This window comes from Candidatus Moraniibacteriota bacterium (genome assembly GCA_016699795.1).
In the GTDB taxonomy this organism is placed as follows: domain Bacteria; phylum Patescibacteriota; class Minisyncoccia; order Moranbacterales.
The window spans coordinates 14,009-33,353 of record CP065011.1 but is presented as its reverse complement, the minus strand read 5'-3'; the positions used below and the strand labels follow the sequence as shown (position 1 = coordinate 33,353).

At 33.1% G+C, this 19,345-nt stretch carries 19 protein-coding genes; 17 read left to right on the top strand and 2 right to left on the bottom strand.

Annotated elements, in window-relative coordinates; all coding sequences use genetic code 11:
* The first annotated feature begins 653 nt into the window (after window positions 1-653).
* The 9 genes from IPN70_00165 (at window position 654) to IPN70_00125 (ending at window position 10,251) form a co-directional block, all read left to right on the top strand.
* Window positions 654-1,154, top strand: a complete 501-nt coding sequence (locus IPN70_00165) for a PLDc_N domain-containing protein (GenBank protein ID QQS61338.1) — start codon at window positions 654-656, stop codon at window positions 1,152-1,154.
* Between the two features lie 417 nt (window positions 1,155-1,571).
* Window positions 1,572-2,114 (top strand): NADH-quinone oxidoreductase subunit B family protein, encoded by a 543-nt coding sequence (locus IPN70_00160; GenBank protein ID QQS61337.1) that lies wholly within the window; start codon window positions 1,572-1,574, stop codon window positions 2,112-2,114.
* Window position 2,115: 1 nt separating this feature from the next.
* Window positions 2,116-4,167: a hydrogenase 4 subunit B gene (locus IPN70_00155; GenBank protein ID QQS61336.1), complete on the top strand. Its 2,052-nt coding sequence runs from the start codon at window positions 2,116-2,118 to the stop codon at window positions 4,165-4,167.
* A 2-nt stretch (window positions 4,168-4,169) separates the two neighbouring features.
* A complete protein-coding gene (locus tag IPN70_00150) occupies window positions 4,170-5,102 on the top strand; it encodes an NADH-quinone oxidoreductase subunit H (protein ID QQS61335.1) in 933 nt (310 codons plus the stop codon).
* Window positions 5,099-5,752 (top strand): hypothetical protein, encoded by a 654-nt coding sequence (locus tag IPN70_00145; GenBank protein ID QQS61334.1) that lies wholly within the window; start codon window positions 5,099-5,101, stop codon window positions 5,750-5,752. Before IPN70_00150 ends, IPN70_00145 begins: the two co-directional genes overlap by 4 nt.
* A gap of 4 nt (window positions 5,753-5,756) precedes the next feature.
* Entirely contained in the window at window positions 5,757-7,205 is a 1,449-nt protein-coding gene (locus IPN70_00140; protein QQS61333.1) for a hydrogenase 4 subunit F, read from the top strand.
* On the top strand, window positions 7,202-8,776 hold the full coding sequence (locus IPN70_00135) for an NADH-quinone oxidoreductase subunit C (GenBank protein ID QQS61332.1): 1,575 nt from the start codon (window positions 7,202-7,204) through the stop codon (window positions 8,774-8,776). The genes IPN70_00140 and IPN70_00135 overlap by 4 nt, the downstream gene beginning before the upstream one ends.
* Window positions 8,777-8,921: 145 nt before the next feature.
* Window positions 8,922-9,296 carry a ferredoxin gene (locus IPN70_00130; GenBank protein ID QQS61331.1) on the top strand — a complete coding sequence of 125 codons (375 nt, stop codon included), beginning with the start codon at window positions 8,922-8,924 and terminating at the stop codon, window positions 9,294-9,296.
* 130 nt (window positions 9,297-9,426) lie between these two features.
* Window positions 9,427-10,251 (top strand): hypothetical protein, encoded by an 825-nt coding sequence (locus tag IPN70_00125; GenBank protein ID QQS61330.1) that lies wholly within the window; start codon window positions 9,427-9,429, stop codon window positions 10,249-10,251.
* Between the two features lie 131 nt (window positions 10,252-10,382).
* Here IPN70_00125 and IPN70_00120 read toward each other — a convergent pair whose 3' ends face one another.
* Window positions 10,383-10,967 (bottom strand): hypothetical protein, encoded by a 585-nt coding sequence (locus IPN70_00120; protein QQS61329.1) that lies wholly within the window; start codon window positions 10,965-10,967, stop codon window positions 10,383-10,385.
* A gap of 153 nt (window positions 10,968-11,120) precedes the next feature.
* Here IPN70_00120 and IPN70_00115 point away from each other — a divergent pair, with 153 nt between their 5' ends.
* From IPN70_00115 to IPN70_00105, 3 genes are read left to right on the top strand one after another with little or no spacing between them, the layout of a single operon-like run.
* Window positions 11,121-11,750 (top strand): ferric reductase-like transmembrane domain-containing protein, encoded by a 630-nt coding sequence (locus IPN70_00115; protein QQS61328.1) that lies wholly within the window; start codon window positions 11,121-11,123, stop codon window positions 11,748-11,750.
* A 9-nt stretch (window positions 11,751-11,759) separates the two neighbouring features.
* Window positions 11,760-12,398, top strand: coding sequence for a glucosaminidase domain-containing protein (locus IPN70_00110; protein QQS61327.1), 639 nt, complete (start codon window positions 11,760-11,762; stop codon window positions 12,396-12,398).
* Between the two features lie 30 nt (window positions 12,399-12,428).
* Window positions 12,429-13,601: a hypothetical protein gene (locus IPN70_00105; GenBank protein QQS61326.1), complete on the top strand. Its 1,173-nt coding sequence runs from the start codon at window positions 12,429-12,431 to the stop codon at window positions 13,599-13,601.
* Between the two features lie 80 nt (window positions 13,602-13,681).
* Here IPN70_00105 and IPN70_00100 read toward each other — a convergent pair whose 3' ends face one another.
* Complete coding sequence (locus IPN70_00100) at window positions 13,682-14,248, bottom strand: metal-dependent hydrolase (protein QQS61325.1); 567 nt, start codon at window positions 14,246-14,248, stop codon at window positions 13,682-13,684.
* A gap of 139 nt (window positions 14,249-14,387) precedes the next feature.
* Here IPN70_00100 and IPN70_00095 point away from each other — a divergent pair, with 139 nt between their 5' ends.
* The 5 genes from IPN70_00095 (at window position 14,388) to mrdA (ending at window position 19,341) form a co-directional block, all read left to right on the top strand.
* Window positions 14,388-14,651: a hypothetical protein gene (locus tag IPN70_00095; GenBank protein ID QQS61324.1), complete on the top strand. Its 264-nt coding sequence runs from the start codon at window positions 14,388-14,390 to the stop codon at window positions 14,649-14,651.
* A 159-nt stretch (window positions 14,652-14,810) separates the two neighbouring features.
* Complete coding sequence (locus IPN70_00090; GenBank protein QQS61323.1) at window positions 14,811-15,896, top strand: rod shape-determining protein; 1,086 nt, start codon at window positions 14,811-14,813, stop codon at window positions 15,894-15,896.
* A gap of 243 nt (window positions 15,897-16,139) precedes the next feature.
* A complete protein-coding gene (gene mreC, locus IPN70_00085; protein QQS61322.1) occupies window positions 16,140-16,949 on the top strand; it encodes a rod shape-determining protein MreC in 810 nt (269 codons plus the stop codon).
* Window positions 16,946-17,464: a hypothetical protein gene (locus IPN70_00080; protein ID QQS61321.1), complete on the top strand. Its 519-nt coding sequence runs from the start codon at window positions 16,946-16,948 to the stop codon at window positions 17,462-17,464. The genes mreC and IPN70_00080 overlap by 4 nt, the downstream gene beginning before the upstream one ends.
* 17 nt (window positions 17,465-17,481) lie before the next feature.
* On the top strand, window positions 17,482-19,341 hold the full coding sequence (gene mrdA / locus IPN70_00075; protein QQS61320.1) for a penicillin-binding protein 2: 1,860 nt from the start codon (window positions 17,482-17,484) through the stop codon (window positions 19,339-19,341).
* Window positions 19,342-19,345: the final 4 nt, after the last annotated feature.

Below are 19,345 nucleotides of genomic sequence, written 5' to 3'. Positions count from 1 at the left end.
CTGTCAAAAACGGCAGGGTTTTTTATTTTCTTATCTAAAATAAGGATATCTTTTGCTAAACTTTTGATACGTTTTTTTGTATTTGAATGGAAATACTTTTATCATAGACTTTGACAAAAGTACTATTTTTTCTTATTCTTTTTTCACCCCTTAGTTTTTTTGGAGAGTTTTCTCATGTTGTTCGAACAGCAAGATCGTTTTAGGGAGCAGTAATTTGCTGAAGAGGAGGTTAATCGTATACGAGAAGGGTTGTCGCTTCTTCATCCACTTTCAAGGAGGGTTATCGTTGATTATCTGCAACGGCAGATAGATCGTTTGAATGAAATGAAAGATTAATACATGTAAAAATTTTTCTTTTCTTCTCTTTTGCCTGAACGGTTTTCGTTCAGGCTTTTTCTTAAAAAACAAGAAAGAATACTATTCTATATTTTTCTTAAATGTATATTTTGTTATTGTATTAATAGCTATTTTGGATACTCTATATAATAGGAAAATTTAGTAAATAAGATTATCAAATTCATCCTCAAATAAAATAAAAATTGATCGAAATTTGTTCAGGTATTTAAAATATGAAATAAGATAAGGAAAGATATTATTTCATATTTGCTAGGGGTAAGTATTTTGTGTAATAATTAGAGTGTTAAATATAATATATGGATTTAAAATATATGTTGAAAATGAAAAAGAATGTTGCTATTTTTTCTTTTTTAATCCTTGCATTGTTTTTGGTAACCAATAACATTTCTCTTGCCGCATCTCAATGTACGGTAAATGGTAGTGAGGTTCCTTGTGAAGCGTTGAAGAATCAGGTTAAAGGGGTTCTTGGTTTAGGTTTGGGAATAGGATTTTTTCTTCTTATATTTGGTGCTTTTGGAATTTTTTCTCTTATATTTTGGATACTGATGATTGTTCATATCGCTAAACATAATATTCAAGATAAAGCAATGTGGATGATTCTTGTTGTTTTTACAGGATTTATCGGGGCTCTTGTTTATTATTTTGCTGTAAAGCGAACCTATAAGGAGTCATCTTCTTCGGTCATAACTACTTCATCAAACACGTCATCAACAACGATTCCGCCAAGAGAAGATACAGATTTACCAAGGTCAGACTCAGTAGCAACATCAATTCCGCCAACGAAAGAATTGGATTAAACAAAACTTCATTTTTTTCTAAAAATAAAAAAGTTAAGAAAAAGTAGATAATGATATTTCTCAATTTTTTGCTTTGCAGTTAATATTTTTTGATATTGTTTGATTAAATTTTAGAAACTCTCTATACTGTTTTCAAAGAGTGTAAATAGTTATTTTATAGTAATAGAAGATTGTCTATAAAGCAGATTTCTTGAAATAGAGCAAAAGAAAGTTCATGCAATTTTTTGTATTGTAAAAATTGCAGATACTCTAGAAGAGGTGTATATTTTTAAGAAATCATACATTTGATTTTCTTTTATGATTGTAAAAACAGAGACTGAATCAAAAACAGTCCGACATTTTTAACTTTTGAAAATGGTTAAGAAAAGAGCAGACGTTCTTTTGACGTTTGGTTTTATTGTTTAATAAAATAAGGCTATGTTTAAACTTTTTCTAAAAATAGTAAAAACTCAGAAGAATGTAGTTTCTCCAGAAGGAAAAGATTTTGATGAAACTGAAGTTATACGGGTGGGGAAGAAGATAAAAAACGAAGTAAATCGATTGTTTCGAGGTTCTTTGGCTATTCGTCAAGTAGATGCTGGTTCAGATAATGCTTGTGAACAGGAACTCGTCGCACTTTCAAATGCCTTTTATGATCTTGAGCGTTTCGGAATTCACTTCGTGGCTTCTCCAAGACATGCGGATATGCTACTTGTTACTGGCCCAGTGACACGCAATATGGCTGAATCGTTACGTCGAGCTTACAAAGCAACGCCTAATCCAAAAATTGTTGTAGCAGTAGGGGATGATGCTATTGATGGGGGAATTTTTAAAGAATCATACGCTGTTTCTGGGGGAGTGAATTCTGTTATTCCTGTGGATTATCAAATTCCTGGTGATCCTCCAACTCCCAAAGTAATCCTTTTTTCTCTTCTTAAAATTCTTGAAGATTTAGATCAAACATCTCCTAAATTAAAATAATATGGTGGAAATTATTACATCCCCGATCAGTTTTTCTTTTTTGATACTTCTTTTCTTTGTTGGAGCATTGGGTTCTTTACTTGTAAAAAAAGATGATGTTTTGGCGAATATTTGGAATAGTTTTTTTGCTATAGGAGGATCTCTTTGGGGATTGGTTTTTTCTGGTTTTATGATTTCTTCTGGAAATTCCTTGTCTTTTATTTTGTGGACAGCACCACTTTCTTTCTTTTCATTGTCCTTTCGTATTGACATGCTTTCCGCATTCTTTATTTTTATCATTTCTTTGATTACGCTTTTTTGTTCTTTTTATGGTATTGGGTATATAAAACATTTCTATAAAAAATATAGCATCGGAGCTTTGGGATTTTTTTCTCATCTATTTATTTTGGGAATGATTTTTGTAGTAACTGCTTCGAATGCTATTTTTTTCCTTATTGCTTGGGAAATTATGTCGATCGCTTCCTATTTTCTTGTTGTGTATGACCATAAAGATGAAAATAATGTAAAAGCTGGTTTTTTGTATTTGGTTATGACTCATATTGGAACAGCTTTTATTTTGATTTCTTTTTTGTTGTTGTATAAATTTACGGGATCATTTGATTTTGAAGCCATGAAATTGGGTTCTGTAGCTGTCCCGCTTTTTGTGAAAGATATTATTTTTCTTTGTGCCATAATTGGATTTGGTACGAAGGCTGGTATTGTTCCATTTCACATTTGGCTTCCAGCTGCTCACCCTGCAGCACCTTCTCATATCTCTGCTTTGATGTCGGGCGTGATGATCAAAACAGGTATTTTTATGATGATTCGATTATTTTTGGACATTCTTCAACCTGTTCCAGTATGGTGGGGACTTGCCATTCTTATTATTGGAGCTGTATCTTCTCTTCTTGGTGTTTTGTATGCACTTGCTGAACATGATATAAAAAGACTTTTGGCGTATCACAGTATTGAAAACATTGGGATTATTCTTCTTGGTCTTGGGAGTGCTCTTGTTTTCTCTTCATTACATTTTCCTTCACTCGCTCTTCTTGGCTTAACAGCAACTCTTTTTCATATCGCAAATCATGCTATTTTCAAATCTTTACTTTTTTTGAGCGCGGGATCGGTTATTAGCCAGACGCACACAAGAAACATGGAAGAATATGGTGGTTTAATAAAATATATGCCCCAAACAGCATTTTTCTTTTTGATCGGATCGATGGCTATATCCGCGCTACCTCCATTTAATGGATTTTTTAGTGAATGGTTAACATTTCAATCATTATTTCAGGGGATTATGATGTTAAGTTCTTCCGCAAAATGGATTTTTATGATTGCGGTGGGATCACTTGCATTTACTGGGGGATTGGCACTTGCTTGTTTTGTAAAGGCCTTTGGAGTGACATTTTTAGCTAGACCAAGAAGTGAAGAAATTTTTCATACGAAGGAATCTTCATTTTTCCTTCTTTTTGGAATGGGTTCATTGGCAGTATTATCTCTTTTATTTGGAATATTTTCTGGAAAGATAACGTTTTTTCTTGAAAAAATAGGAAAAAGTCTTGATATTTTCAAAACAACATCTTCTGCTGTTTCTTTGTCAGAAAATCAAACAATACTTGTGGGAAATGGCTTTGCTTCCGTTTCAGGACTTGTATTTTTTCTAATTTTTGGCATCACTATTCTTTTTGTTGTGGGTGTCGTTCGATATCTCATATATAAAGAACAAAAAACAGAGACGGGTCTTACTTGGGATTGCGGAACTGATTTAAAGCCACGCATGGAAATAACAGCTACGGGTTTCGCTCAATCTATCATTCTTATCTTCAAGGGTATATTGAAACCAACCATTCAACATGAAATTGAATATCATGATTCTGAAACAAGATATTTACCAAAATCAAAAGCTGTCACTTTGGGCGTTCGAGATATTAATCAATCTTATTTTTATCAACCATTGCGTGATTTGCTCATGAAGATTTCATTGCGAGCAAAAAATATTCAGAGTGGAAATATTAGCGTCTACATTCTCTATATACTTATTGCCTTAATAGTAGCTTTATTTATAATACTCTAATTATGACTATCTTTATTTGGATTATTCAAATTCTTTTTGTACCTCTCGTATCGCCTTTATGTGTGGGCATTATAAGAAAGATAAAGGCAATACTTCAAAACAGAAGGGGTGCAAGTATTTTTCAGCCTTACAGAGATCTATGGAAACTTCTTCATAAAGATGAAGTTATAAGCACAGATGCTTCTTGGATTTTTTGTTATGCTCCATTTATTATATTCACAGCAACTCTTGTTGTGGGTATGAGTATTCCTTTATTTGGATCATTTTTTGAAAATAAATTGACTGGGGATATTCTTATTATTATTTATACTTTGGCTATCGGAACATTTTTTTTGGCACTTTCTGGTATGGATACGGGAAGCGCTTTCGGAGGATTTGGTTCTAGCCGAGAAATGACTCTTTCTGCATTAGCAGAAGGAGGTTTTGTTTTTTCTCTTTTGGTAATAGCTATCATAAGTGGCACAACGGATGTATTTGCCATTTCTAGTTCTGATATATTTGCGCAAGGAAAAGATTTTCTTTCCGTCTTTTTTGTTTTTAGTGGATTTTTTATTATTCTTCTTGCTGAAACATCACGATTTCCATTTGATAATCCAGCTACACACTTAGAGCTAACAATGGTCCATGAGGCTATGATTTTGGAATATTCAGGAAAGAGACTCGCTCTTATGGAATGGGCTTCTTCTAATAAACTTTTGATTTTTTTTGCATTAGGGGCGAATTTGTTCTTCCCCGTTGGCTTAGCGCAAAGTGCGGAAATATCGGCTATCGCCATAGGAATTATTGTTTTTATGATAAAAATAGGAATTTTCTGCTTCTTTATAGCTCTTATCGAATCAAGTATGGCGAAGTTTCGATTTTTTCGATTACCTGATCTTTTGCTAACCTCTTTTATTCTTAATGTCGTGGCACTTGGCCTCATTTATCGATTATGAGTATTTTGACTTTACAACTTTCCTTGGGGATATTTTTCTTCGGCACTATTGTGTTTTTACATATTGCAAAAAAGAATTTAGGAGCTTCTTTGGCATATGGTCTTCAATCTTTGATAATTACAACGATACTTTTTTTGGGTTATTTTTTTGAAACAGGTGATATTTCTTTGCTTTTTATTGCTTTACTTGTGCTGATTGTTAAGGTTATTGTTGCTTCATTATTTTTTATAAAATTAATTCAAAAATACGAACTGACTTTTTCTGCAAGTACGTATTTAAATACCCCTTTAACTTTGATGGTTATCGCTATATTAACTTTCATCGCTCATTCTCAAAAGTTTTCTCCTCTGACTGAAATTCTTCCTGCAAATCAGACATTATTAGCTTTGGCACTTTCTTCAATTTTCGTTTCACTTTTTTTGATTATTAATCGAAAAGGTGTTCTCTCGCAAATTATTGGTATTCTTTCTTTTGAAAATAGCATTGTTGCCTTTGCGATTTTTGCTAATCTGGAGCAATCATTAATGTTTCAATTGGGTATTATATTTGATATTTTTATTTGGCTTGTTATTACTACGGTTTTTGTTTCTATGATACATAAGCATTTTGGTTCACTTGATATAACTTCTATGAAGAGTTTAAAAGATTAACAATATGGAATTATTATTTATTTTCATTTTCTTATGTATCAGTGCGGGTGTAGGGCTTTTAACAAAGAACCGAATCATCATTGAGTTAACTTCGGTTATTTCTTCTTTTATTGTTTTTGTAGAGTCAATAAATATTGCCTTAAAGGTGAGTCTTTCTGGAAAATATTCTTCGTTTTCAATTTTTTCTGTAGACGCTTTGGGTGCTATTTTATTACTTTTAATTTCTTGTGTAGGATTTGTTGTAGTTATATATTCTATTCCCTATCTACGAAAAGAAACCGAAAAAAAAGCAGTTGGATTCACTCGAGTAAGGCAATATTTTGTTTTATTAAATCTTTTTTTGATAGCTATGGTATTGGCAATTTCTGCTAATAACCCTATATTTGCTTGGATTTCTATTGAAGCCACGACACTTTCTACGGCATTTCTTATTAGTTTTTATAATAAACCATCTGCTATCGAGGCGGCTTGGAAATATCTGATTATTAATTCTGTCGGACTACTTCTTGGTTTCTTGGGAACTCTTTTATATTTTACTTCCACACATTCGGCAAATGAAAATGGATTTATAAGTTGGGAATCTCTTACGGAAAATGCAACACAACTTGATCCTTTGATTGCAAAAATTGCTTTTATATTTGTATTAATTGGCTATGGAACGAAGGTTGGTTTAGCGCCAATGCATACGTGGTTGCCAGATGCACACAGCAAGGCTCCTGCGCCAATCAGCGCTTTACTTTCAGGTGTTTTGTTGAATGTGGCATTGGTTATTGTTTTGCGATTTAAAGTTATTACTGATATAGCTGTCAATGAAAATTTTACTCAAAATTTATTAATTATTTTCGGTTTACTTTCAATTCTTATTGCTACGTTAGTTATTTTGACCCAAAAAAACTACAAACGACTACTTGCTTATTCAAGTATTGAAAATATGGGTATTATGGCTCTCGGTTTTGGACTCGGGGGCATAGGTGCTCTCGGTGCTATTTTTCATATGATTTACCATTCTTTGCTCAAATCAACATTGTTTCTTTCTGCCGGAACAATATTTCTTACCTATGGTTCCACAAAAATTCCTAATATTAGGGGAATTTTGAGTACACTACCTGTTACGAGCGTTGTTTTTTTACTAGGCTTTTTTGCTATTACAGGTGCTCCGCCACTAGGTGTATTTTTCAGTAAAATGATCATTCTTTCCCAAGGCATAGAAACACATCCTTTCGTAAGTATTTTCGCCTTACTTCTTATGGCTATTTTGTTTATTGGATTTTTCAAGCATGTGAGCGTTATGGTTTTTGGTAAAAAGCTAGTGGGGGCTGAAAGAAAGAATGAAAGTATTTGGTTAATCATTCCTCCTTGTATTCTTATGGGCATTTTTATTCTTTTGAGTTTTTATATGCCATTATTTTTATCAACGTTAATTAACGATGCTGTTAAAATGTTACTGATATGATTAAAGAAAAAATACAAGAAATTATTCCTAAGAAGGCAAAACTTGAAATTTTTGATACTATCGGAGTTTTTGAAATTTCCGTTACAGAGATAAAAGATTTTGTTCAGGATTTGTATCACAATAAAAATTTCTCTTTGAAACTTATTACAGCAACTGATGAAAGAAAAGAAAATGGTTGTTTTAAAATTTGGTATATTTTCGGCTTACCTCAAGAAAATGCTTATATTATACCTTTTCTTAGTTTAAAAGACACAACAGAATTCCCTTCAATTGCTCTTATTGTTCATGAGGCTTTGAATTACGAGAGAAAAATACAGACATTTTTTGGTCTTAAGTCTGTAGATATTTATGATTCTAGGCCATTGATATTGCATGAAAATTGGCCAGAAGATGTTTTTCCTTTAAGAAAAGATTTTGAATTGAACACGAAACCAGCAGAGGCAAAAGGAACGTATGATTTTTATGAAGTGAAAGGAGAGGGCATCTATGAAATTCCTGTTGGACCTATTCATGCGGGTATTATTGAGCCTGGCCATTTTCGTTTTAGCGTTGCTGGAGAGCGTATTGTTTCATTGGAACCACGTCTCGGATTTACGCACAAAGGAAGTGAAAAATTATTCGAAAAACTTTCTTTTGAAGAAGGTGTGAAACTATCGGAAAAAATTTCTGGCGATAGTTCTTTCAGTCATAGTCTTGCATTTTGTCAGGCATTGGAAACGTTGAGTAGTACAGATGTTCCAAAACGTGGACTTTATCTTCGAGTTATTTATGCTGAAATGGAAAGGCTAGCCAATCATCTTGGCGATATCGGCGCTATTATGACAGATGTTGGTTTTAATTTCGGAGGAGCACAAGGAGCTCGATTACGAGAAATTGTTATGCGAATGAACGAAAGAATTACTAAAAGTCGATTTCTTCGGAATGTTAATATTATTGGAGGAGTAACGAAAGATATTGATAAGAAAGAAAAAGAAAGATTGTCTAAAGATTTGAAAAATTTAAGTAAAGATTTTTCTGAAGTAATTGAAATTGCTGAAAATAGTGCCTCAGTATTGAATCGACTCAAGGATACCGGTATATTCTCGACCCAAAATGCCAAAGATTGTGGTGCTATGGGTGTTGCTGGAAGGGCGGCTGGTTTGGCAAAAGATGTTCGAATTGATAATCCTTATGCGGCTTATAGTGAACTTTTTCCTAAGAAAATGGTGCTTCGTACAAGTGGAGATGTATATGCGAGATTTCATGTTCGTATTGAAGAAGTACGTGTTGCAATAAAAATTATTCAAAAGGCCTTGAATTCATTACCAGAAGGACGAATTAATGCTGTTGCTAAGGGTAAAATTGTGTGCAAAAAGAATTTCTTAACCGTAAGTGCTGTAGAAGGTTGGCGGGGAGAAATTATTTATTTTGTAACTACTGATGCTAAAGGTCAACTGAATCGGGTTGCACCGAGAGATCCTTCGTTTGTAAACTGGTCAGCCCTGAAAGATGCTGGTCTTAATAATATTGTTCCAGATTTTCCTTTGATTAATAAAAGTTTTAATCTTTCTTATTCCGGAAATGATGTGTAATATTTATTTCTTCTAAATGTGGTTGAAAGTAGTTTTTTATTTTGAAGGAATCAATTTTAAGAAGAAATATTTTTTTGAAAGTTTATCTGTGGTTTTTACGTATCATTCTTTGCAAGGAAAAGAAATAATCAAATAATAGAAAGAAATGAAATTTTCAAAAAAGTATTCTCAAGGAGTGCTCTCTCTTATCGTTTTAATTTCTGGGGGTTTAGTTTTTTCTAGATATTTTCTAAAGGAAAATCAAAAGGAAGAAAATGTAATAAAAACTGAAAAAGAAATAGTGCTTCTGGATGAAGAAAAAGAAAATAGTATTGATAATGAAAACTTGTCTGATAAAAATAAATTACACATTATTTCTAATAAATGTATTGGTTGTGGAAAATGCGTTCGAATTGCTCCAAGGAATTTCTTCTTTGATCGAAATTCTCATAAAGCTGAAGTATTATCACAAAAAGATACTGAGAGTATTTTAGTGAAGGAGGCGAAAGATCGATGTCCAACAGACGCTATTGTTTTGTAGATTATTTCTTTGTTTTTTAATTTATTTATCCCTTAAGATAGAGGAGATATTTTATCGACTTGATTTTTTCTTTGTTTTATGTTATTAATAGAAAAGAGTTCGTAATTTAAAGCTAGCGTAATATATTTCTATGGGTGATTTTAAGAGATCAGGAGGTTTTTCAGGAAGAAGAGGTGGTGGAGGTGGAGGATTTGAAAGAGGGGGTTCATCAAGACCTAGCTTTGGAGCGAGAAGACCAAGCTTTGGAGGAGGAGAAAGATCTGGTTTTGGCTCAAGAAGACCAAGTTTTGGAGGAGGAGAGCGCTCCAGCTTTGATCGAAACCATGACGAAAGTCCAAGAGAAATGTTTCGAGCTACTTGCGCAAAATGTCAAAAATCTTGTCAGGTTCCTTTTCGTCCAACGGGAGAAAAACCTGTATATTGCAGTGAGTGTTTTGGAGAAAAACAAGAAAATTTTGGAGGTCATGAAAGAAGAGATGAACGCCCAAGAAGAGAATATTCAAATGGACGAGATGAACGTCCAAGAAGAGAACATTCAAGTGGACGAGATGATCGTGAACAGGGTAATTTTTCTCGAAGAGATTTTTCTCCTTCCTTTTCGAATGAGAGAAAGAATAATAATGATGGAATTGAGAAGGTTACTTTTCAAATAGATGCTTTAAATACAAAAATGGATGCTCTTATTTTGAAAGTAAATCAATTGTTTCAAACATTGGAATTTTTAGAGAATAAGATCAAAGGATCTGAAGCAAAGAAAAAGGAAATGAAAGAAGGAGCATCTTTAGGAGAAATGATTTCTGGTACTAAGAGAGAAAATGGTTTAAAAAATTCTCAAAAAGAAACCGAAGAACCTAAAAAGGAATCAAAGAAGAAAGAAGTTAAGAAAGAAGTTATTAAGAAAGAAGGAAAGAAAGTATCAAAAAAAGAGAAAAAGGATTCATCTGTGAGTGAATAAAAAGAATGTTTTTTTCTTGAATTAAAAGAGTTGCCATCGAAAGATGTGCGACTCTTTTAATTTTGAATAGGATTACCTATAAAGTTAAAAAACTTTATAGGTAAGAATCGTTTGAAAATTTTTTCTATTTTCTATTTTTTTTCGAAAACTTCATGATCATTGAATTTATTCTTCCAATCCTCAGGATCTCCATAGTCAGCAAAATCTCTGTACCAATTGTGAGTAAATACATTTTTATTATAGGAAGATTTTATTGGACACCAGTAGCGTTCAGTTCGCCCTGCTATTTCCATAGAATAGGCAAGGAGTCCATTTAGATAGCTACAATAAAGGCAATGAATTTTTTGGATAACATTGAGATAATCAAGAAATCTTCGATCATATATAATAAAATCACTTCTTTTTACTTTGGGAATACCATAAAGAGGAAATGTTGTGTGATGATAGATAGTTATGAAAATATCAAGTACTAGAGCAGGAATAATCATAGAATAAATGAAGGGAATGGAGAGAAAATGACGTATGTTTTTGGGTAGAAGATACTTCCATGCAGGGATGCGGAATGTTCTATTTCTTTTTTTGATTTTTTCAAGAAATATAACTTTCTTTTGTTGAATGAAGAATCCATATTTTTTTGAAAGACGGATCTGTTCTTTTTGTAAAGATTTTTGGAGTTTGTCGATTTTTTCGAGAATTTCTTTAATTTTGGAATCCATCGCGGTAAAATAAATGAAATTAATAGTATCTTTAACAAATAAGAGTTAAAGCATGTTCCTTATTTACGATACATGGAAATCTCTTATTTGAAAACAAGAAAAATAATGAATCTTATGTTATTATAAGAATAAGCTCTATTTTTTTCAATTAGTATGGAACAGTATATTCAAAAAATTCTTTTGCCTATAGGAATTTCTCCGAAAATAAAAAAAGTTTTAGACATTCTTTCCTATGGTGTAATTCCTTTGGGTGGATTGTTTTTGAGCATCTTTTTTCCTTCTGTGGATGTTTTTGGTACGTTTGGACAAATAGCTCAGATTGGACTGCTCATTATTTTATTTATGAAGCCTATAGCATTCATTGTTCCATTACAATTTCTCAAACGAGCACTTACCTACAGGCGTCAATTAGGAGTTGCTGTATTTTGGTTTTCATTATTTCACGGTATCGGTTTTATATATCAATACCGACTTCTGAATCCAAGCGATTTTTTTGGATTTACAAATCATCTTCTCTATGCTGGAATCGCACTTTTGATGATGATTGTTTTGGGGCTCACATCCAATGACGTGTCTATAAAATTTTTTCAAAAAAATTGGAAACGAATTCAATACCTTGCTTATCCAACATTATTTCTTGTTTTGATACACTCAAGTATGTGGGAAGGGGAAATGATGAAGGTGTATGTTCTCGGGGGGCTTTTTCTTATTTTAAAATATTTACAAATGAAACGATTTCGTTTGGATGCATATATACCTCTTATTCAAAAATGGAAATTTTAACAGATTTTTATGAAACGGGAGACAAAAATAAAGAAAAAAATAAAGAGCACATCCTCTAATCTCGCCATACAAAGAAAAAGACCGAAAAAGCTTTATCTTTGGCTTTTATGGGGATTTACTTTTTGGTTTATTCTTGTATCTTTTTTGTTTCGGGGAATTGGTGATCGAACGCTTGATATCCTTTCTACTACGATAGTTCCTGATTGGATTGTTCCTTATGATAAAACCTTAGAGAAAAAAGTTTTAGAAATGACTAAGGGACATCCTATTGAAAAGATGAGTCGTTATATAGGACGTTTTGATGAAAAAACAGCTGCTTTTTTGGTAGGTATTGCAAAAAAAGAAAGTAACTGGGGAAAACGAGTTCCTCTTTTTGAAGGAAAGGATTGTTATAATTATTGGGGTTTTCGTGATAGGAGTAATACATTAGGTTCTTCAGGGTATAGTTGTTTTTCTAGTCCTGAAGAGGCTGTTCGAGCTGTAGGAAAGAGAATTCATGAATTGGTATATGTATATCAAAAAGAAACTCCACAAGATATGGTAGTTTGGAAATGTGGAAGTTTGTGTGATAAAAACGATGAATCAACAGCTAAGTGGATACGTGATATTGATCATTATTATTCTAAATTTATTGAGAAAGAAAAATGAGAAAAACCGAATATGTATAAATAGTAAAATATGGAGAATTTAGATTTTCAAAAATATAGGTATGAACTTTCTCAGGAATTGCGAAAAGAATCGAACAAAGAAAAAAGAAAAGAAATATGGGAGCAAGAGAGAATGACAGAAGGATATCAAAGAGGAAAAGAACTACGACGTGAATATAGAAATGAAAAGGAAGAAAAAAATCTTTTCATGGAAAATCTTTCTCAGTATGCGCAAGAGCATTATAAGGAATATGCAGTAAGAGATATTGATCTTGAGAATTTGGTACAAAAAATAGCATTTCATAGAGAAGAATTTGAAAATGAAATTTTGCCAAATGTTTCGGAAAAACAAATAGAAGAAGCTATATCTTTTTTTGAAGGAGATGAAAATACAAAAATAAATTTTTTAAAAGAAAGGCCTTATTGTAACTTTGAAAAAATTTACGATCAATATGAAAGTAAAAATGCCCAAATATATGCTTTATTAGAAACTTTCTTGAAAGCTCAATCTTATGATAAGGCATTGGTTGAAAATGAAGATAAAGAAATTGAATTTTTAGGCATTGACTCTGACCCAGACACAAAAGATCTTAAAAATTTTCTTTTTGATTCATTTGGAGAGAAACTTCTTAAAAAATGTTTACTATCAAAGATTCAATATTTTTCTGAAACGGTGAATATTCAAATAAAGGGGATAGATTACATACTTCCTGTGGATAGCTATATTGAATGGGAGGCAAAAATGCCAGAAATAAAAGAGAGAAAGTTTCGAGCTGAATCTTTTGTTTTTTGGAATACAGATCAAGAATTTAGCAAAAAATTTATTCCTACCCCAATTCGTTTGTATAGTTTTTATGGGGAAGATCCGAATCGTTTCGAATACCTTTCTATTTTTTCAGAAAAGGAAAAAATGAAACAGTATAAGTTGGGTACAGTAGCTCATGAAGTTGCTCATCATATATACGAATATCTTGTTCTAAAAAATGATCGAAAAAAATGGGAGGACCTTGTAGAGGATAGCGAATACATAACTGAATATGCGGGTATGTATAAAGATGACACGATAAAATATGATGAATTCTTTGCTGAGGCTGTTCGGCTACACGTTACATCTCCAGAGTATTTGAAAAGAAAATTTCCACGTATTGAAGAGTATATTTTTTCGGTATTGGAGAGTTTAAAAAATGATGAAATATATGGATAGAGGATTCATTATTTCATAAAATTTGAAAAGGTGAGGATTGCGGATGTAAAAAAGAAGAGGATTGAAAGAATACAAGTTTTTTAAATATTAAAGAAATATTTTTGAAAGAATAAAAAGAATAGGGAGAGAAGAATGAAAATAACTAAAATCTTCAACTTTTTATTATTTTTCTTTTCTTCTGAAAACCATGCTCTATTTCCATATTCTTTTGCTATTTTTCGTTGTTCTTTTCTTCCTCGAATTATTTTTTTTGGACTATAAAGTGCAAGCGTAAAATAAATTTCTCTTAATTTTTTGGGAAATGGCCAAGGAAGCCAAAGAATACCCCAACCACCATCTAAGGTGTCATGAAAAAAATGAAAAAGTGTTGCAAGAATCCAAACAATAACGAATTCATAGGGAAGAAAAAAAGAAAGAAGAAAACCACCACCAAAAGAAAACCAAAGAGGATGATGTAAGATATCCCTATGTTCATGAGCATAGTGGTTGATGCGCCACTTTTTTTTCCATGCCCAAAAAAGAAAATCGATATCTGGTGCTAAAGAGGAGAATATTCCAAAAAGCATAATCCAAGGAAAATATTCTACATCAAGAGAAAAAGAGAAGATGAATCCAGTAAAAAATCCTATAAAAATATCGATGGTCATAATTTTTTATTTGCTTGTTTTTTAAGTGTAACAATATTTCTTTTTTAAGCAATAACAGCTTGACATTCTTCTTTTATTTCTTTAATTTCGATGGGGGATAGTGTTCTTTTGAAACCTTGCAAACGAAGAGGAAAATACGATGAGTAAAAAAATCGAAGAAATGACTTCCGAAGAGCTTTACGATCTGGGTCAGGAAATGGGTTCTATGGGATTTATTTATCCTGAGAAAACGCATCATATACTTTTGGGTGTTCGTAATGGAATAAGAAAGGCAAATAGTCTTCCCCGTAAGTATGATTTCGGAATTCTTTTTTTACGCCTCTGGTTCGAGTGGTTCCGTTATCTTGATGATAAGAATGTATCATTTGAAACTTTATTGAAATATCCCAAAAAAAGGTTATAGAATAGCGTTCTCTTTTTAAAAGCTCTTCGAATGAAATATTTTTCGAACGAGCTTTTTTCTTGTCTTTATTTTAGGAATAGTATGAAGAAAGTTCGATAATTGCTTTTTATTAGCTTTTTACCATATAATAGGAGTAAGCATTATACAGAAAAACTTATTATGTTAGAATCGATAAAAAAGATATCAAGAAAAACAACGGGGTTTCTTTTTGGTAGTATTTCCAAAGATATTGGAATTGATCTTGGCACTGCAAATACGTTGGTATATGTTCGTGGAAAAGGAATAGTTATCAATGAGCCTTCTGTTGTGGCTATTAACAAAAGAACAGGACAGGTTTTGGCTATAGGAACTGAAGCGAAGAAGATGGTAGGGAGGACGCCGAGTCATATCGTGGCCTCTCGTCCATTAGTAGATGGTGTTATAAGTGACTTTGAAATAACGCATCAAATGCTTCGGTATTTTATAGAAAAAGTTCATAAAGAGTCTTTTTCACTTGTTCCTCGACCACGAGTATTAGTGGGGATTCCTTGTGGAGTTACCGAGGTAGAACGTCGGGCAGTTATTGATGCCACTCTTATGGCGGGTGCGCGCGAAGCCTATCTTATCGATGAGCCAATGGCCGCAGCGATTGGTGCAAGAATACCCGTTATTCAAGCATCCGGAAATATGATAGTGGATATAGGGGGAGGAACTTCGGAAATCGCAGTTATTTCTCTGGGTGGTGTTGTGGCTGCTCGATCACTTCGTATCGCGGGTGATGAGATGAATGAGGATATTATTCGGTATATGCGTGACGAATACAATATGCTTATTGGAGAACGTACTGCTGAAAATGTGAAAATTACCGCAGGAAGTGCAACTCTTTTAGCAGAGCCTATCGAAGTTGCTGTTCGTGGACGAGATTTAGTTACAGGAATCCCCAAAGAATTGATTATAAATGATTCGCATATTCGAGAGGCAATTTCTCGTTCGCTTCGGGTTATTGTCAATACGATTAAAACGATTGTAGAAGAAACACCGCCAGAATTATTGTCTGACATTATGCAACGAGGTATTATTCTTGCAGGGGGAGGTAGTTTAATTAGAAATCTTGATGTATTTATTGCCAATGAAACAGAAATTCCAGTTCGTATTATGGATGATCCATTAACGGCCGTTGCTCGAGGAACGGGAATTGTTTTGGAAAATTTGGAGGAACTTCGAGAAGTTTTGGTGGAAACGGGGGATGATAGACCACTTCTTTAGGGAGATTTCCAAAGGAATGTTTAAAAATTTTTGAATGGTAAGAAATTCTCTGAAGTTTTTGTATATACATACTCTTTTCCAAACTATAGTACGCGTGAAATCTTTATATTCTAACTGTGAATTGATAAAAATTTCATCATGTTATCTTGATAGCACTCCTCGATTTTTACAGTTCTTGTTTAGAATCTCAAGCTTTCATTATAGGTAATCCGGTTTGGGAAAGAGTATAACAAAGAGTTATTTATGCGACAATCTATTTTTGGGCAGAAAAAAGTTCAAATAGGTATTGTAGTTATTCTTTTTTTGGGAATATCTTTTCTTTTTATAGGGAAAACACTCTATCCTATTCGATCTTTTTTCTGGACAGTTATTTCTCCCGTTGCTTCCCCCTTATCATCTTTCTCTTTTGAAATACGAAAAAGATTTGCTTTGTTTTCAGGTTTTTCAAATATTCGTTCTACGAATGAACAACTTTTTTATGAGAATAAACGTTTAGAATCTCGAATAGCTGAATTAGAATCAGCTTCTTCTGAAAATGAATTACTTCGGGAGCAATTAAACCTTTCTTTGAAATTAGAAAAGAAGATGGAAATGGCGAGAATTATTGGATATGGAGATGAAAAAGAAGGTGAATGGATCGTTATTGATAAAGGAAATAACAAGAATTTTAAAATAGGAATGCCTGTTTTTGCTTATTCTTCAATTCTCATTGGTCGTATCGAGGAAGTGTATTCAAATGCTTCTCGAATAAAATTACTTACAAGTCAAGAGAGTGTTGTAAATGTTCGAGTTTCGGATTCACGAACAAAAGGCATTGTTCGAGGCCGATACGGTCTCGGACTTCTTCTTGATATGGTTCTTTCTACAGAAGCTCTTTCTGAAGGAGATCGTATAATCACTTCTGATATCGGAGTTCTTTACCCACCAGATCTCTTTGTGGGAAAAGTCCGAGATATTCGAATGAGTGATGATGGATTAGCTCAACAAGCAACCATTGACCAAGGATTTTCTTTTTCAGATCTGGAATTTATTTCCGTGAATACGGGGATATGATAAATATTTTTTTGAAAATATTTTTTTATTTAAGTATTATTACCTTTCAGATAGTCTTTGTAAATGTACTATTTCCTTATGAGTTTTTTGCTCCCAATGTAATTGTATTCATTGCTCTTGCATGGATACTCCTTTATGGATTCGATGATAAAATTATTGGAGTTCTTATATTAGGATTTTTGTATGATAGTCTTTTTTTTGAGTCATTTGGTTTTGGCATTATTCCTCTTCTTCTTTCTTCTTATGGAATTTCCCTTCTTTCTCGTCGTATTGTTTCGGGGAGAAAAATTTTAGGCATTGGAATTATCTCCCTTTTCGTTTTAATTTCTCTTAGTTTTTTTCAAATGATGACTTTTTTTGGTCGAAAGTATTTAGGATTTAATCCTGATTCTTTTTTTGTTATACTAAGGGACGAAATGAATTTTTCTTTTTGGTATGGAATTATTTCTTTGATTTTTTTCTGGATAGTGTATGGAATAGTAAAATATTTTTATACAAAAAGATATTTAAAGTAATTTTTTTGGAAGAGAATATGATTAAGGTTTCTTTGGGCAGTAGATATGAAATTGACGATTCTATTTTAAGCGCTTCGGAAGAAGAACGTGCTTGGATGGACATTCCTTTTCGAATGAAAAATTTGCGCATACTTTTGGGAATAACCTTTTTTCTTTTTATGGTATTCTTTTTTCGAATTGTTCATTTGGGAATTGTAAAAGGAGAATATTATACAGAGATCTCTCGAGAAAATGCACTGAGAATTATTCCTATTGAAGCGCCGAGGGGAAAAATATTTGATCGAAAGGGTCAACAATTGGTATATAATATTCCTTCAGTAAGTCTTGTTTTGAGATTTACTGAAGATGTTATTTCTCGTGATATTGAAGGATATTTTAAACTTAAAGAAATATTTAATATTTCTCGTGAAGATATTGAAAAAGCTTTTGAATATGGAGGAAAAATGGTTTTTTCGGAAGTTCTTCTTAAAAAAGATCTCACGAGAGATGAAATACTTCGATTTTCTGAAAGGGAAAATGAGTTTCCTGGTGTGGTTTTGAAAAAATCAGTTTCTCGTCAATATGAAGATAGTGTTATTTTCTCTCATATTCTTGGTTACGAAAGTGCTTTGACTACAAAAGATATTCAGACGTATCCGAATTATCTCCTTACTGATTCAGTGGGGCGAAGTGGAATTGAGAAAGAATACGAATCTTTATTGCGAGGAACTCACGGTGCTTATAAAGTTGAAGTTGATGCTTTCGGGCGTGTACGAAAAGAGATTTCTACGCAAGATCCAAAGTCAGGAAATGATGTTATCCTTTCTCTTGACGGAGGCTTGCAAAAGATACTTTTTGATACTATGCGTGAAGAAATGGAGAAAAATAAACTTTCTCGCGGATCTGCTGTGGCTATGGATCCGAGAAATGGAGAAATTTTAGCCTTGGTAAGTTTTCCTTCGTATGATAATAATATTTTTTCTCAAAATAGAAATAAAGAACTTTATCAAGAGATATTTCAAAATAAAGATAAGCCTTTATTTAATAGAGTTGTCTCAGGGGAATACCCACCAGCTTCTACGATAAAACCCGTTCTAGCGGCTGCAGCTCTCAATGAGGGGACTATTAATGAGAGTACTCGTGTGGAAAGTACGGGTGGTATTTCTGTTGGAGGTTCTTTCTTTGGTGATTGGAAAGCTCATGGATTTACTGATGTTCGTCAAGCGATAGCTGTTTCTGGGGATGTATTTTTTTATAGTGTTGGAGGGGGCTATGGAAATGTTAAAGGGCTTGGTATGGAAAAAATGAAAGAGTATGAGAAACGTTTCGGTTATGGGGAAGTAACTCAAATTGATCTTCCGAGTGAGAGTGGGGGATTGATACCGGACGCTCAATGGAAAGAAGAAAATATACATGAAAAATGGTATATCGGAAATACGTATCATTCATCAATTGGACAGGGATATCTTCGAGCGACACCGCTTCAAGTAGCTATTTCCATTTCAGCCATCGCTAATGGAGGAACTAAATTTATTCCGACGGTGGCTTCCTATATGAGATCTCCTGAAGGAGATATTATTAAACGAATTTCTAAAGAAGGAACTTCTGTGGGCATTGATGACAAAATACTACGGATTGTTCGCGAGGGTATGCGTATGACTGTCACAGAGGGTACAGCGATGTCTTTAAAGGATCTTCCTTTCACTGTAGCAGGGAAAACGGGAACAGCAGAATATGGTAATAAAGAAAAAACACATGGATGGTTTGCTTCTTTTGCTCCTTATGAAAATCCTGAAATTGTTTTAATTGTTCTCTTGGAAGAGCAAGAAAAAGATGGGTATCATGCTGTTCCAATAGCAAAGAAAGTTTACGAATGGTATTTTTCTTCTCACGAATAAAAAG